Below are 15429 nucleotides of genomic sequence, written 5' to 3' on the forward strand. Positions count from 1 at the left end.
TGCAGCGGCTGTTTGCCGTCTACCACAATGGTGTGTATCCCGTTGAACGCCGTATTGATGGCCACAGTGCGTCGGCGGGCGTGGTCCACGCGTTGCCGCCATCCGTGCAGCGTCCAGGAGGGTTTGTTGGCTGCTATTGCCCGACGACCTCACCAGGAAGCAAGCAGCGCATCGACGCCGCGCAGGTTGGCGCGATCGTTCCAGCTCAGCGTGTCGCGCTGCTCCAGCCGCAGCGCCGGCAGACGCGCCAGCAGGCAGGCCAGAGCAGCCTCCATCTCGATCAGGGCCAGCCGGTTGCCCAGGCAATGGTGGATGCCGCCGCCGAAGGACAGCGCGCGGCCCTGCTGGCGGCGGATATCCAGCACCTGCGGGTCGGTGAACTGCAGGCTGTCGTGATTGGCCGCGCCCAGCATCAGGTACAGCATGGCGCCCTGCGGAACCGCCACGCCCTCGATCTCGAACTCCTGCAAGGCCGTGCGCGTGGCGATCTGCACCGAGCTGTCGTAGCGCATGCACTCGAGCACCGCATTGGGCAGCAGGCTCGGGGTGTCCTGCAGCAGGCGCAATTGCTGCGGATGCCGATGCAGGGCGACCAGCGCATTGCAGATCATGTTGGAGGTGGTTTCGTGGCCGGCAAAGAACAGCAGGATCACGTTGGAGACGATTTCCTCATCGCTCAGGCGGCGGCCGTTGTCCTCGGCCTGGATGAAGCGCGTGATCAGATCCTCGCCGCCATCGCTGCGGCGTTGCGCGATCACGTCGTGGAAATACGCTGCCAGCTGGTCATAGGCGACACTGGTCGCCTGCAGTTCTTCGGCCGTCATCATCGGATCGAAGACCTTTGCCAGGGCACTGGTCGCATGACTCAGCGCGGTGGCATCGGCCGCATCGATGTCCAGCATCCGGCAGATGATGGCGATCGGCAGCGGGAACGCGAACTCGGTCAGCAGATCGCAGTGGCCGTTTGCCTGGAAAGCGTCGATCAACCCGGCGGCGGTATCGCCGGCCACCTGGCGCATGGACTCCATCTGCCGCGCACCGAAGGCCTGTGTCATCAATCCACGCAACTGGGTGTGCAGCGGCGGGTTGAGCAGCAGGAACATGCGGCTCATGCCCTGAAACAGCGGCAGGTGCACCGCCGCCTCGCCGTAACGCAACCGAATGCTTTGCAGGTAATCGCGGCCGAGCCGGCGATCGCCGAGCAGCCGATCCACCACCGCGTAGCGGCCGGACATCAGCCGCCCGTCCGCCACCTGCACCAGCGGCCCTTCGTCACGCAGCCGTGCGTAGGTCGGATAGGGATCGTGCCGGAATTGGGGTGTTGCGAAATCGCTGAGATGCATGGCCTGGCTCGTAGGGCATCGCCCGCGACAGGGGCGATGAGGGCGTGGGCCTGCCGGACAACGCAGGCACTCCACTGGGGGCTCCGATTGTCGGCCGCCACCGCGCAGCGGCCTTGCGCAGGGGCGAAGCGGTGTCGTCTATGTTGAATCGGCGTGCCGGGCATGCGCCGTGCATCGCAGCCTGCGCCAGCGCGCGCAGGGCGCTGCGCCATGCGCGCGGAGGTCCGATGCATGCGTCCGCGTGCGTGCATGCGCTGCGTGTCGCATCACGTTAATCAAGCGCTGTGTACTATGGGCGTCCGGCCAACCGGACCAGCAACGCGGTCCTGTTCCCCCGCGCCGGACTCCAGCCATGACCACGCAATGCCCGCAGGCGATGCCCGGCGCAGTGCCGTTGGCTGGTCGCGCCCGCGACGCTCTCTCGGACACTCTCACAACGGATTGGAATGCATCACGACACCAGCCTCATCGACATCATCGCCGTCGGCCTCGCGGTCGCTTTCGTGCTGGGCACGCTCGCGCAGAAGGTGAAACTCTCGCCGCTGGTCGGCTATCTGCTGGCCGGAGTCTGCGTCGGGCCATTCACGCCCGGCTTCGTGGCCGACCAGACGATGGCCAACCAGCTGTCCGAGCTGGGCGTGATGCTGCTGATGTTCGGTGTGGGCCTGCACTTCTCGCTCGACGACCTGATGGAAGTGAAATGGATCGCGATTCCGGGCGCGTTGGCGCAGATCGTGGTCGCCACGCTGCTCGGCTGGGCACTGGCCTGGAGCATGGGCTGGCCGTTGATGCATGGCCTGGTGTTCGGCCTGGCGCTGTCGGTGGCCAGTACCGTGGTGCTGCTGCGCGCACTGGAAGAACGCCGCCTGCTGGAAACCCAGCGCGGCCGCATCGCGGTGGGCTGGCTGATCGTCGAAGACCTGGTGATGGTGATCGCGCTGGTGATGTTGCCGGCCCTGGCCGAGGTGCTGGGCGGCGGCGCGCCGGCAGCGTCGCATGACGGCGAATCCACCTCGCTGCTGGCCGCGCTCGGCCTGACGCTGTTCAAGATGGTGGCGTTCGTGGCGGTGATGCTGGTGGTCGGCCGCCGGGTGATTCCGTGGTCGCTGGAAAAGGTCGCCGCCACCGGCTCGCGCGAGCTGTTCACCCTGGCCGTGCTCGGCATCGCGCTGGGCGTGGCGTTCCTGTCGGCCACGCTGTTCGGGGTGTCGTTCGCGCTGGGCGCGTTCTTTGCCGGCATGTTGCTGAAGGAATCCGAGCTCAGCCACAAGGCCGCCAGCGATTCGCTGCCGTTGCGCGATGCATTCGCGGTGTTGTTCTTCGTCTCGGTGGGCATGCTGTTCGACCCGATGATCCTGGTCGAGCATCCGTGGCAGGTGCTGGCCACGTTCCTGACCGTGACCCTGGGCAAGTCGCTGGCCGCGTTCGTGATCGTGCGTGCGTTCGGCCATCCCACCGGTACGGCGCTGACCATTTCCACCAGCCTGGCGCAGATTGGCGAGTTCTCCTTCATCCTGGCCGGGCTGGGCGTGCAGCTGGCGATCCTGCCGGAAACCGGGCGCGACCTGATCCTGGCCGGCGCGCTGCTGTCGATCATCGCCAACCCGTTCCTGTTCTCGTGGCTGGATCGCTGGCAGGCCAGGCAGGCGCAGGACGCCCCGGCCAAGGTGGAGCCGGAGCTGCCGCCCGGCCCGCCGCTGCCGCTGGACGGCCATGCCATCGTGATCGGCTATGGCCGCGTCGGCAGCGCGCTGGCGCAGCTGCTGCGTAGCCGCGGCGTGCCGGTGCTGGTGATCGACGACAACAGCGATCATGTGGCCAAGGCGCATGCGGCCGGCATTCCCGGCATCCGCGGCAGTGCGGCGGCCGACCGCGTGCTGGCAGAAGCCCGCCCGGAGCACGCCAAGATCGCGATCCTGGCGATCCCGCAGCCGCTGGAAGCCGGCGAGGCGCTGGCCAAGCTGCGCGCGATCAACCCCTCGCTGACGCTGCTGGCGCGCGCGCACAGCGACACCGAGGTCAAGCACCTGCTCGAACACGGCGCCGACGGCGCGGTGCTGGCCGAACGCGAGCTGGCCTATTCGCTGGCCGAGATGGTGATGTCCACCCCGCCGTATCGGGCATTGCGCGTACCGGCGTCGTAACCGCAAGGCGGGGTGGCGCAGCGCTGCACGACACGAAAACCCGCCGGCAGCGCCTGCGGGTTTTTTATTGCCCGCAGGTGGTTCAGTGCGAAACGGCTTGCAGCCGTGCATTGATCGAACTGCGACCAGGGCACCGAAAACTGCCCACCAAATCCACTTGATAATCATTCCCATCCGGAGCAGGATGAGCGCCCGTTTCCTTGGCGGCCTCATCCATGACGTTTGCGGTTGGCGTTCTCAACGCAGTGCCGAGCGTGCAGTTGTGCGAGCTGCTGGGCCGCATCGGCTACGGCTTTGTGGTGCTCGATCTGGAACACGTGCTGCGCGCGCCGGACGACCTGGAACACGCCATCCGCGCCTGCGAGCTGTCCGGCTGCGAAGCCTGGGTGCGGGTGCCGGAAGTGGACGAAAAACTGATCGGCCGCGTGCTGGATGCCGGCGCGCGCGGGATCGTGATTCCACGCGCCGAATCGGCCGCGCAACTGGCCGATGCCATCGCCGCGGCACGGTTCCCGCCACTGGGCCGGCGCGGCATCACCGGCGGGCGCGTCACCGGTTTCGGCAATGTCGACCTGCCCACCTACATCGCGCAGGCCAATCGCGATATCCGCATCGTGCCGATGATCGAAAGTGCCGCCGGCATTGCGGCAGTGTCCGAGCTGCTGGCGCTGCCCGGCGTGGCACTGGTGATGGAAGGCGCGCTGGATCTTGCGCTAGACCTGGGCCTGGGCCCGCAACCGACCCATCCACAGGTGTGGGAGCTGCTGCTGCAACTGCATGCGCACTGCGTTGCGGCCAACGTGCCGTTCTGCCCCAATCCGCGCACCGACGCGCAACGCGCGCACTGGCTGCAACAGCCTGACCTGCGCTGGCTGCTGGCCGGCGAAGACCGCGCGCTGATTCAACGCGCACTGCGCGCTCATCTGGCCACTTTCGCCGCCCCTACTCCACCACCCGCCCGCAGGAGCACGCCGTAGATGTCGACGTTCCGTTTCCACGCCCTGACCATCGCCATCGCTGCGGCCACGTGGGCCCTGCCGCCGTTGGCGTTCGCCACCGAGTCGCCGGATGCGGCAGCCACCGATGCGCAGACGCCGATCCGTGCGCTGGACACGATCCAGGTGCAAGGCAGCCTGCTCGGGCGTTCCAGGCCCGACGACGTGCAGCGCTATGCCGGCAGCCGCCAGGTGATCGACCGCGAGCAACTGCGCAATGGCGGCAACCGCTCGCTGGACGATGCCCTGCAGCGCGTGCCGGGCATCAAGATCTTCGACGAGACCGGCACCGGGGCGTTGCCGCAGCTGATGCTGCGCGGCCTGTACGAAAGCCGCAGCGGCCGCGTGCAGGTGCTGGAAGACGGCATTCCGCTGGCACTGGCGCCGTACGGGCAGACCAGCCTGTCGTTGTTTCCGGTGGGGCTGAACCAGATCGACCGCATCGATATCGTGCGCGGTGGCGCGGCCGTGCAGTACGGGCCGAACAATGTCGGCGGGGTGATCAATCTGGTCAGCAAGGAGATCCCCAGCGAGTGGAGTACCACGCTGGCGCACAAGGTCACCGCCGGCGGCCAGGGCCAGTTCCTGCAGGACAGCGCGCTCAGCAGCGGCGGCTACCTCACCGACAACCTCGGCCTGCAGGTCGATGCCAATCGCACTTACGGCGAGTACTGGCGCGCGCACAGCGATACCGATATCAGCAATCTGCGCGTGCGTGCGGAGTGGTGGCTGGACGACACCAAGTTGCTCAAGGCCAGCGTGCAACGCTATCTGGTCGACATGGATCTGGCCGGCGCGCTCAGCCCGGACGATTACCGGCGCGACCCGCGCCAGTCCACGCGCCCGCTGGACAGCTTCGATGGGCGTACCACGCGCGCATCGTTGAGCTACGAGCAATTGTTCGGAGACTGGGGCCCGTTGAAAGATGTCCGGTTGTCCTGGACCAACTTCAGCGCGCGCAGCAGCCGCAACTTCATCGTCGGCATGCGCCAGGCCGCCACCGAAACCTGGCGTTCGGACCTGCCGCCGCAACTGCGCCAGACCGCACCGCGCGACTTCCGCGTGGTCGGCAGCGAGCCGCGCCTGAGCTGGAGCATGGGCGATGCCGGTGGCGTGCGTCAGCAGTGGACCGCCGGCGTGCGTGCGGTGCACGAGGACATCGATTTTTTGGTCGGCAATCTGCGCCTGCGCGATGGCCTGTTCACCAGCGTGCGTGACTGGCAGTTCGAAGACCGTGCCCTGGCCGCATACGTCAGCAATGCGATCACCCTGCCCGACGAACGCCTGACCATCACCCCGGGCCTGCGCTATGAGCGGCTGGATTCGCGCTATTTCAATCGCGCCACCGGCCTGCGTACGCGCAACCAGACCCGCGATGTATTGCCGGGGTTGACGGTGGGTTTCCAGGCCAACGCACACTGGTTCTTCTATGCGGACGGGCAGCGCTCGCTGCGTGCGCCGCAGGTCACCCAGATCATCTTCGGCAACAACCTGGATGCCGAACTGGCGTGGAATTACGAAGCCGGCACGCGCTACCAGCCCAACGACCGCACCCGCATCCAACTCGGTGCCTATCTAATCGATTTCGATCAGCAGATCCAGCTGGACAACACCACGCGCATGTTCCGCAACCTCGGCAAGACCCGCCATCAAGGCGGCGAGCTGGAACTGCAATGGAGCCCGGAAAACCTGCGCGCGCTCACCCTCAACGCCGGTTATGCGTATCTGGATGCCAGCCAGGAATCGGGTGCATTCCGCGGGCTGCGCGTGCCCTACACCTCGCGCAACCAGATCACCCTCGGCGGCAACTACACGCTCGGTCACACCACTGTCGCACTGTCGAGCTACTACTTCAGCAAGGCCTACAGCGATGCGGCAAATACCGTGCAGGAGAACGCGATCGCCTCGGTCGGCGAGTTGCCGTCGTACTGGGTATGGAACACGCAGGTGAGCCATACGCTGTTCGAACGCGATGGGCAAAAATTCAGCGCGTCGCTGGCGATCAACAACCTGTTCGATCGGCAGTACTGGTTCCGCGGTGTGGATACCAGCCCGTGGGGCCGCCAGGCCGCACCGTCACGCACCGTCACCGCCGGGCTGGAGTACACGTTTTAGGCCTGCCACCCGGCACATGCCGTAGCAACCGACGTACAGGGGCGTCGGTCGGCTGACGGCAACGGCGCTCGCGCTGGCGGGCGCCGCAGACAACACGGCGTGCATGACGCACGTCTCCCTGCCGCAGCATGCGGCATGCGATCACCGTATCGCAGGCCACCCACCGCCATCGCGGCGCCAGGCAGCCCGTTTCAGTACCGGTTTTTCCACCGTCCTGTTGAACGAGAGCTGCCATGACTGCGACATCCGCTGCACCGTTGGTGATCCTCACCCATGTCTGCCATCCGGCCATCACCGAAGGCTTCCTGCCGGCCGCGCATGCGCTCGGCCTGCCGGTGTGGCTGCTGACCGATCACCGACTCGATCACCTGAGCCATTTCCGCGAGCACCCCGCGCATGCGCCGCAGCGGGTGATCGAATGCGATGTGTTCAACCCGCTCGGCGTGCTGGATGCGTTGCACGACGCCGATGTGTCACCGCGCGCAGTGTTCAGCAACAGCGATCATCTGCAGACCAGCACGGCGCTGGTCGCAGCGGGTCTTGGCCTGCCCGGCAAGGACTGGCAGGTCTGTTACGCGGCCAAGAACAAGGCGGCGATGCGTCAGCGCCTGCGCGCGCATGGGCTGCCATCACCGTGGTTCTGCACGCTGGCGCCGGGTGCGGCGTTGCCGGCCGGCATTCCGTGGCCGGTGGTGGCCAAGCCGCGCGAGGGCGTGGCCAGTGTGGATGTGCGCCACTGCGCAGACGCCGCGCAGTTGCAGGCCTATCTGGACGATGTGTGGCAGCGCCATCCGCAGCGCACCGTGCTGCTGGAAGGCATGCTGGAAGGGGCGCTGTTCACGCTGGAAACGCTGGGCGACGGCCACACCCTGCAGGCGCTGGGCGGCTTCCAGGTGCGACTGTCGCCGCCGCCGCATTTCGTGGAATGCGAGGCGCAGTGGGATGCCCGCGTGGACACGCCGGTGATTGCGCAGGCGCTGCAACAGCTGCGCAGCTTCGGTGTCGGCTTCGGGTTGTGCCATAGCGAATTCATCCTCACCAATGACGGCCCGGTGCTGGTGGAGATCAACTACCGCAGCATCGGCGACCGCCGCGAATTCCTGCTCGACGACATGTTCGGCAGGCAGTGGTTCACCGCCGCGCTGGCGCCGCATCTGGGCCTGCCGCTGCCGCAGCTGCGCTGCGATCGCACCCATGCCTTGCTGCGTTACTACGTGGCCGAACAGGATGGCGAGCTGGTGGCCGCCAGCGAAGACCGCCGCCACCACGATGCGCACAGCGACGTGCACTACCGGCGCATGCGTGCGCCCGGCGAGCGCATCCGCCTGAGCCATTCCAACAAGGATTACCTGGGTGTGCTGAGCGCCGTGGCCAGCGATGCACAGGCGCTGCAACAGGCGGTGGTGCATGCCGAAGCGGGACTGCAATGGCGGATCGATGGCGCGGAGCTGCGCGCATGAGCAGCGCCGCCGACCAGCGCTACATCGCCACCCGCATCATCGATGCCTGCCTGCGCGAGGACCTGCGCGGGATCGCCTCGCGCGGCAGCGCCGCCACACCCGAGGCAAGCGTGCTGGCGGCATGGACCGACCCCAGCCCGGTGGAGGGCTGGTGGCGCATCGCACACCTGCCCGCTGGCACGCTGTGGTTGCCGATCCATCGGCAGGGCTATCTGCAGGACATCGGTGCCTGCGGCGACAGCTGGATCGTGCAGGGCGCCGATGGCGCGCATGTCGAACGCGGTGCGCAGGCGTGGCTGCAGCGCATCAGCGCGCAACTGGACGTGGAGACCCAACAGCTGCATCGCGCCTATGCCGAGGAAGCCGAGTGCGCGGCCGCCCACCTGGGCCTGGCGCGCCAGGCCTTCGATGCCCAGGCACCTGCGTTGCTCAACGCATTGCAGCATCCGGATGCAGCCGAGCGTGCGTATCGCTGCGATCAACTGGCCAGCTACCGCGACCATCCGTTCTATCCGACCGCACGCGCCAAGGCCGGGCTGGAGGCCTCGGAACTGCGCGATTACGCGCCCGAGTTCGCGCCCAGCTTCGCGCTGCGCTGGCTGGCGATTCCGCGGGCGCAGGTCAGCTGCACCGGCGCCGCGCCGGCCGAGCTGTGGCCGGACTTCGCCACGCTGGGCCTGGCACCCGAACTGGCCGACACGCATGTTGCCTGGCCGGTGCATCCGCTGGTGTGGGCGCGGCTGGAACAGGACGGGTTTGCGCTGCCGGCAGGCAGCCTGCGTGCGCCGCAGGCCTGGCTGGACGTGCGCCCCACCCTTTCGGTGCGCACGCTGGTACCGCTGCAGCATCCGCAGCTGCATCTCAAGTTGCCGATTCCGATGCGCACGCTGGGCGCGCTCAACCTGCGCCTGATCAAGCCGTCCACGCTGTACGACGGTCACTGGCTGGAGCGCGCACTGCGCCGCATCGATGCGCGGGATCCGGCGTTGCGCGGCCGCTGCGTGTTCGTGGACGAATCGCTCGGCGGGCACGTGGGACAGGCGCGTCACCTGGCCTATCTGCTGCGGCGCTACCCACCGCTGGACGACGCCACGCTGGTGCCGGTGGCCGCGCTGTGCGCGCTGCTGCCGGACGGCCGGCCGATGGCGATCCATCTGGCCGAGCGCTTTGCGCACGGCGATGTGCTCGGCTGGTGGCGCGAGTACACCGGGCTGATGCTGGGGGTGCATCTGCGCCTGTGGCTGCGCTACGGCATCGCGCTGGAAGCCAATCAGCAGAACAGCGTGCTGGTGTATGCCGATGGCCGGGCGACGCGGTTGCTGATGAAGGACAACGACGCCGCGCGCATCGCACTGCCGCAACTGCGCGCACAGCTGCCGGATCTGGACGCGTTGGGCCCCCTGCACGATGCGCGCATCGCGGTGGACGAGCCGCATGCCCTGGCGCGGATGTTCTGCACCATCGTGCTGCAGCTGGACCTGCAGGCGGTGCTGGAAGGCCTGGCCGAGTGGCAGCCCGCGCTGCGCGCGCCGCTGTACGCGCAGTTGCAGACGCAGTTTGCAGCGACGCTGGCGCAGCTGGACCGCGACGGCATCGACACCGGCCCCGCACGCCGCCTGCTGGCCGCACCGCGGCTGCCGGTGAAGTACCTGCTCAGTGCCGGCAGCCTGCTCAGCAAACAGCTTACCGGTGCGAGCGACATCAACAAGTTCTACGGCGATAGCGCGCCCAATCCCTTCGGCGCCGCCTTCGCTGGCGCACAGCAGATGCCGCGCCAACAGGCGGGTGCCCCGCGATGAAGCGCATCCTGGGCCCGGTGCTGGCGGCGCACTACCTGGCCGCCTTCACCGCATTGGGCATGCCGTTGTTTCTGCCGCAGGTGCTGGCCGAACTGGCGCCTTCGGCGGCGGTTGGCTGGAGCGGCGTGCTGTACGTATTGCCGACGCTGTGCACCGCGTTGACGGCCGGCACCTGGGGGCGCCTGGCCGACCGCTATGGACGCAAGCGTTCGTTGCTGCGTGCGCAGCTGGGCCTGGCGCTGGGCTTTGCGATCGCCGGCTTTGCGCCGTCGCTGAGCTGGCTGGTGATCGGCCTGATCGTGCAAGGCACCTGCGGCGGCTCGCTGGCAGCGGCCAATGCGTACCTGGCCAGCCAGCCGCAGGCCGGCCCGCTGGCGCGCGCGCTCGACTGGACGCAGTACTCGGCACGCCTGGCGATGGTCAGCGCGCCGGCGTTGCTGGGCCTGGCAGTGGCGCTTGGCCCGGCGCAGTCGCTGTATCGCGCGCTTGCGCTACTGCCGCTGCTGGCGTTCGCGCTGACCTGGCGCCTGCCGGCCGACCGGCCTGCGGTGCGGCCGGCAGCGTCCCCTGCGCGGTCAACACCCTCCGTAGACGCTGCCGCGTCGCTGTCGGCGTCAGCACGGACCGCCACGACGGCCAGCGCCCTGTGGCCTGCGTTGCTGGTCGCGCAGTTCCTGTTCTGCTTCGCGATGGTGGTGACCTTCCCCTACTTCATCCCGTATGCGCTGGCGCGCGGCGCCGGCCACGATGCGCTGGCCGGCCTGCTCTACAGCCTGCCGCATCTGGTCTATCTGGTGGTGCTGCCGTGGTGGCGGCGCGGCGATGGCGAGGCCTGGCTGGTGCCCGGCCTGATGCTGTTTGCGCTGGCCTGCCTGTGGCAGGCGCTGTTGCACGACGCCGCCGCATTGGCAGTGGCGCGGCTGTTGTTCGGCCTGGGCATGTTGTTCGGCCTGCGTGGGCTCAACCGCAGCCTGGCACTGGTCGCCAGCGGGCATGGCGCCGGGCGCCTGTTCGGCCGCTTCGACGCCTGCGGCAAATGGGCCGGCGTGTTCGCCGGTGCCGCTGCCGGCGCGCTGACCCAGGCGGCCGGCCCTGCCACCCCCTTTCTGGCTGCCGCGCTGGCTGCGGCGGCCGCTGCGCTCACCGTCCTGGTGCGCTTCCCTTCGAGGAGATCGACCGATGTCGCCGCACACGATGCATGACCCCTGGTACGACAGCATGGCCGACGCGCAGGCCTGCAGTTGCTGGTTGAACTGCTACCTGCGCGAGTTCGCGATTCCACAGCGCGCCGTGGACTTCGACTATCGCGGACTGGATCGCCCCGGCCCGCGCGTGGCCGAGCAGCGCTGGCTGCGGATCGATCTGGGCGATGCCGGCGCGCTGTGCGTGCGCATTGCCTACGCCGATCGCCTGGGCCGCTGCCGCTTTGCCTCCACGCCGTTTCTCAAGGGTGCCGGCCAACCGTGGCACAGCCTGGACGCGCATGCCCTGGCGCGCTGCCTGCTGCAGGCGCTGGGCAGCACGCAGGCGGTCAATCCGGAACTGCTCGCGCAAAGCGCCAACAGCGTGGCGGTCACCGCTACGTTATTGAGACAGGCGCACCGCACCGCGCCGACCGGCGAGGCGATGATCGACGCCGAACAATCGATGCTGTGGGGGCATGCCCTGCATCCCACGCCCAAGAGCCGCGAAGGCGTCGACCTGGCGCAGGTGCTGGCCTGCGCGCCGGAAGCGCGCGCCGCGTTCCAGCTGTTCTGGTTCCGCATCGACCCACGGCTGCTGCGCATGCAGGGCCGCGATGTGCGTGCGAGCCTGCGCCAGCTCTCCGGCGACGACGACCTGTATCCCTGCCACCCGTGGGAAGCGCAGCGCCTGCTCGACGATCCGTTGCTGCGCACCCTGCAGGGGCGCGGCCTGATCACGCCGGTCGGTGCGCTGGGCGACGCCCTGCGGCCCACCTCGTCGGTGCGCACGCTGTATCACCCGAAGCTGGACTATTTCCTCAAGTGCTCGGTGCATGTGCGCCTGACCAACTGCGTGCGCAAGAACGCCTGGTACGAGCTGGAAAGTGCGGTCGCGCTGACCGAGCTGCTGGCGCCGAGCTGGCGTGCGTTGGCGGCGCAGGTGCCGGGCTTCGATGTGATGCTGGAGCCTGCGGCGACCTCGCTGGAGATCGCCCAGGTCGATCCCGCCCTGCACGACGCCGACCCGCTGGCGGCGCGTGGCCTGTCGGAGAGCTTCGGCATCCTGTATCGGCAGACCCTGACTGCCGCGCAGCGGGCAAGGTGGCAGCCGCAGGTGGCCGCGGCCTTGTTCACCTGCGATGCGCAGGGCAACAGCGTGTGTGCGTCCAGGCTGCAGGCATTGGGTGGCGCGCAGCTGGATCGCCACACCGCCACGCTGCTGTGGTTCCGCGCCTATGCCGGCCTGCTGCTGGATGGCGCATGGAGCGCGCTGTTCCAGCACGGCATTGCGCTGGAACCGCATCTGCAGAACACCGTGATCGGGTTTGCCGAAGGCTGGCCGACGCGGGTGTGGATCCGCGACCTGGAAGGCACCAAGCTGCTCGCGCACCACTGGCCCGCCACGCGCTTGCAGGGCGTGGGCGAACGCGCGCGCCAATCGCTGTACTACACGCCGGAACAGGGCTGGAATCGCGTGGCGTACTGCGCGCTGGTCAACAATCTGGCCGAGGCGATCTTCCACCTGAGCGAAGGCGATGCCGTGCTGGACGCGCGCCTGTGGCAGTGCGTGGGCGAGCTCGCCGCGCGCTGGCAGCAGCGCCATGGCGCGCAGGCCGCACTACAGGGCCTGCTCGAGGGCGCGCCGCTGCCCGGCAAGAACAACCTGGGCACGCGGCTGTGGCAACGCGCCGACCGCCAATCCGACTACACCGCGCTGCCCAACCCGATCCCACGCAGCGCGGCGACACGGCGGGTGGCGGCATGAGCCTGCGCATCGATAGTGACGCAGTGATGCAGGCATTGCCGGGCATCCGCAACCAAAGCGATGGCCCGCTGTGCGCCTACGTCTACGACCTGGCCGCTCTGGATGCGCATGCGGCATGGATGCGCGCGCAGCTGCCCGAAGCGTGCGAGCTGTTCTACGCGGCCAAGGCCAATGCGGAGCCACCGATCCTGCAAACGCTCGCCCCGCACGTGGATGGCTTCGAGGCGGCCTCCGGCGGCGAACTGGCCTGGCTGCATCGGCAACAGCCCCAGGCCGCGTTGTTGTTCGGCGGCCCGGGCAAGCTCGATGCCGAACTGGCCCAGGCCGCCGCACTGCCCGACTGCACCGTGCATGTGGAAAGCCTGGGCGAACTGGAACGCCTGGCTGCGATCGCGGCGCAGGCCGGCCGCTGCGTGCCGGTGTTCCTGCGCATGAACATCGCCGTGCCCGGTGCGCAGAGCACGCGCCTGATGATGGGCGGGCAGCCCTCGCCGTTCGGCCTGGACCCGGACGCTCTGGATGCGGCGATCCAGCGCCTGCGGGCCAGCCCCTCGCTGCGGCTGGAGGGCTTCCATTTCCACCTGATGTCGCACCAGCGCGACGCCGGCGCGCAGCTGCAGCTGATCGCCGCCTACCTGCGCACCGTGCAGCAGTGGCGGCAACGCTATGGGCTCGGCCCGTTGCGGGTGAATGCAGGCGGCGGCTTCGGGGTGGATTATCTGGCGCCGGAATCGTCGTTCGACTGGGCCGGCTTCTGCGCCGGCCTGCCTGGCTTGCTGCGTGAACATGGCCAGGCGCTGCGCCTGCGGCTGGAGCCCGGCCGCTATGTCAGCACCAGCTGCGGCTGGTATCTGATGGACGTGCTGGACCTCAAGCGCAGCCACGGCGCGTGGTTTGCGATCGCCCGCGGCGGCACCCATCACTTCCGCACCCCGGCCGCGCAGGGGCACGATCACCCCTTCCGTGTGCTGCGTGGCGCGCATGCCCCGGTGCTGCGCGACACCCCGGTCACCCTGGTCGGGCAGCTGTGCACGCCGAAGGACGTGCTGGCGCGCAACCAGCACGTCGCCGCGCTGGCACCGGGCGACTGCCTGGCCTTCCCGCTGGCCGGCGCATATGCCTGGAATATTTCGCACCAGCAGTTCCTGATGCATCCGCCGCCGCAGATGGTGTTCCTGCCGGTGGCGGCTCAGGCGGCGGCAACGGCGTCGGTCGAAGGCTGGACCGGCACGCGGATATCTGCACGCAACGCTGCCTCTGCCACTGCTTCCGGGTCGTCAAGGTAGAGGTAATGCAGCGGCGCGGCGCGCAAGACGTAGCCGCTGTGTGGTAACCATTGCGCGAGCAGAAGGTCCAGTGCGTCTTCGATACCGGCATACGCACCGATGTGTCGCAACACCGCATGCGTGCCGCCGTCGAGCTGGCGCAGTTGCAGCGGCGCGGGCGGTGCCAGAGCGGCGTCGAAGACCATGCCGCATTCGAACAGGTGCCGATGCGCCGGCATGTCGCGGTGGTCGCTCAGCGGCAGGCCGATCAAGGACTGCAGTTGCGCGATCGCACCGACCCGCTCGGCCCAGGCCGCGATGCGGCCGAAGCCACGGTCCAGCTCGTCGAAGGCGCCACGCTGGCGCAACACCACCACTTCCAGCGGATCGAGCACCTGCACCAGCACCTGCAGGGGCGCGCCGGACACCTGCGGCGGCACCGAGGGCCTGGCCAGCTGCTGCAGTTTCTGCGCGCGCACGGCGGGCGCGTTGCGCAAGCTGCTCGGGCTGGCCTGCAGCACGGTGCGAAACGCGCGTGCCAGCGCCTGCGGGGTGTGATAGCCCACCGCCAGCGCCACCTCGGTGACCGATGTCGCCTGCTCGCCCAGCAGATGCAGCGCATGACTCAGGCGCAGCCGCGCGATGGTCTGCCCCAGGGTTTCGCCGGCCAGTGCGCGATAGACCCGATGAAAATGATGCGGCGATTGCTGCGCCACTGCCGCCAATGCGGCCAGGTCCGGCAGCGGTTCGCCGGCGCGGATGCTGGCCTGCAGATGGGCGACGACGCGCTCGACGCTGCGCTGGCGGTTGAAGACGACCGAGGTGGCTGCTGGCATGGGCGGTTCCTGATGGGCGGCCCCAGCATCGCGCAGATCGGCACCGCCTGCGGTCCCGATCTTGCGCAGTGGCGGTGGCGCGCCCGGGCGCAGACAACGCGCCGCAGGCGTCCACGTTGAAACGGCCTGGCTGCGGCGCGTGCGCCGGATGCACGTCACCGTCGATAGGCGGTGCGGCCCCGCCAGGAACACCCCGTATGCTCAGCTCGCTTGCAACGCCAGGGACTGGATGCGCCCCAGCGCGGCGCCGTCGGCGCGATCGATGTCGGCCGCCGGCGGGCCCTGCCAGTGGCTGAGGGGTATCCGCGCAACCGCGGATCCTGATGCAGCGGCAGCGCACGCGCAGTTGCCAACTTGATGACGAACAAGGCACAGCGCTGCAGCGTCGAGGCGACCACCACGCCCCATGCGCCGTCGGCGGTGGCCGCGCGCAGTTGCTGCCAGCCCGGTGCAGCGAGCGGGTCGTCGAGCTGGCCACGGCCGCTGCGCTGACCGGTGTCGCCGTCGCGCAGCACGCCGATCT

Annotated in this window: 10 protein-coding genes and 1 pseudogene; 8 read left to right on the forward strand and 3 right to left on the reverse strand. The window is 68.7% G+C overall.

The genetic code is table 11. The features are described 5' to 3' along the window. Positions 1 to 149: 149 nt before the first annotated feature. Complete coding sequence (locus CPBF1521_RS12770; protein ID WP_115677230.1) at positions 150 to 1343, reverse strand: cytochrome P450; 1194 nt, start codon at positions 1341 to 1343, stop codon at positions 150 to 152. A 446-nt stretch (positions 1344 to 1789) separates the two neighbouring features. Here CPBF1521_RS12770 and ybaL point away from each other — a divergent pair, with 446 nt between their 5' ends. The 8 genes from ybaL to CPBF1521_RS12815 all read left to right on the forward strand — a co-directional run bounded on the left by ybaL (position 1790) and on the right by CPBF1521_RS12815 (position 14091). Next, on the forward strand, positions 1790 to 3487 hold the full coding sequence (ybaL, locus tag CPBF1521_RS12780) for a YbaL family putative K(+) efflux transporter (protein ID WP_115677231.1): 1698 nt from the start codon (positions 1790 to 1792) through the stop codon (positions 3485 to 3487). A 215-nt stretch (positions 3488 to 3702) separates the two neighbouring features. Then, complete coding sequence (locus CPBF1521_RS12785; protein WP_115677232.1) at positions 3703 to 4464, forward strand: HpcH/HpaI aldolase family protein; 762 nt, start codon at positions 3703 to 3705, stop codon at positions 4462 to 4464. After that, entirely contained in the window at positions 4465 to 6597 is a 2133-nt protein-coding gene (locus CPBF1521_RS12790; RefSeq protein ID WP_115677233.1) for a TonB-dependent receptor family protein, read from the forward strand. Between the two features lie 233 nt (positions 6598 to 6830). Next, entirely contained in the window at positions 6831 to 8057 is a 1227-nt protein-coding gene (locus CPBF1521_RS12795) for an ATP-grasp domain-containing protein (protein WP_115677234.1), read from the forward strand. Beyond that, positions 8054 to 9856 carry an IucA/IucC family protein gene (locus CPBF1521_RS12800; RefSeq protein ID WP_115677235.1) on the forward strand — a complete coding sequence of 601 codons (1803 nt, stop codon included), beginning with the start codon at positions 8054 to 8056 and terminating at the stop codon, positions 9854 to 9856. Before CPBF1521_RS12795 ends, CPBF1521_RS12800 begins: the two co-directional genes overlap by 4 nt. Then, positions 9853 to 11058 carry an MFS transporter gene (locus tag CPBF1521_RS12805; RefSeq protein WP_115677236.1) on the forward strand — a complete coding sequence of 402 codons (1206 nt, stop codon included), beginning with the start codon at positions 9853 to 9855 and terminating at the stop codon, positions 11056 to 11058. The genes CPBF1521_RS12800 and CPBF1521_RS12805 overlap by 4 nt, the downstream gene beginning before the upstream one ends. Beyond that, on the forward strand, positions 11036 to 12805 hold the full coding sequence (locus tag CPBF1521_RS12810) for an IucA/IucC family protein (RefSeq protein ID WP_115677237.1): 1770 nt from the start codon (positions 11036 to 11038) through the stop codon (positions 12803 to 12805). The genes CPBF1521_RS12805 and CPBF1521_RS12810 overlap by 23 nt, the downstream gene beginning before the upstream one ends. Continuing rightward, positions 12802 to 14091 carry a type III PLP-dependent enzyme gene (locus CPBF1521_RS12815; RefSeq protein WP_115677238.1) on the forward strand — a complete coding sequence of 430 codons (1290 nt, stop codon included), beginning with the start codon at positions 12802 to 12804 and terminating at the stop codon, positions 14089 to 14091. Before CPBF1521_RS12810 ends, CPBF1521_RS12815 begins: the two co-directional genes overlap by 4 nt. Here the strand turns inward: CPBF1521_RS12815 and CPBF1521_RS12820 are convergent. Together CPBF1521_RS12820 and CPBF1521_RS12825 are read right to left on the reverse strand one after the other, a co-directional pair. Further along, the gene (locus CPBF1521_RS12820; RefSeq protein WP_235858448.1) at positions 13995 to 14906 is read right to left on the reverse strand and encodes an AraC family transcriptional regulator; all 912 of its coding nucleotides are present in this window, start codon (positions 14904 to 14906) and stop codon (positions 13995 to 13997) included. The genes CPBF1521_RS12815 and CPBF1521_RS12820 overlap by 97 nt on opposite strands. A 231-nt stretch (positions 14907 to 15137) precedes the next feature. Next, a pseudogene (locus tag CPBF1521_RS12825) lies at positions 15138 to 15427 on the reverse strand (histidine phosphatase family protein); the annotation flags it as partial. Positions 15428 to 15429 lie beyond the last annotated feature (2 nt).

Origin of the sequence: Xanthomonas euroxanthea (assembly GCF_900476395.1) — a bacterium.
In the GTDB taxonomy this organism is placed as follows: Bacteria; Pseudomonadota; Gammaproteobacteria; order Xanthomonadales; family Xanthomonadaceae; genus Xanthomonas; species Xanthomonas euroxanthea.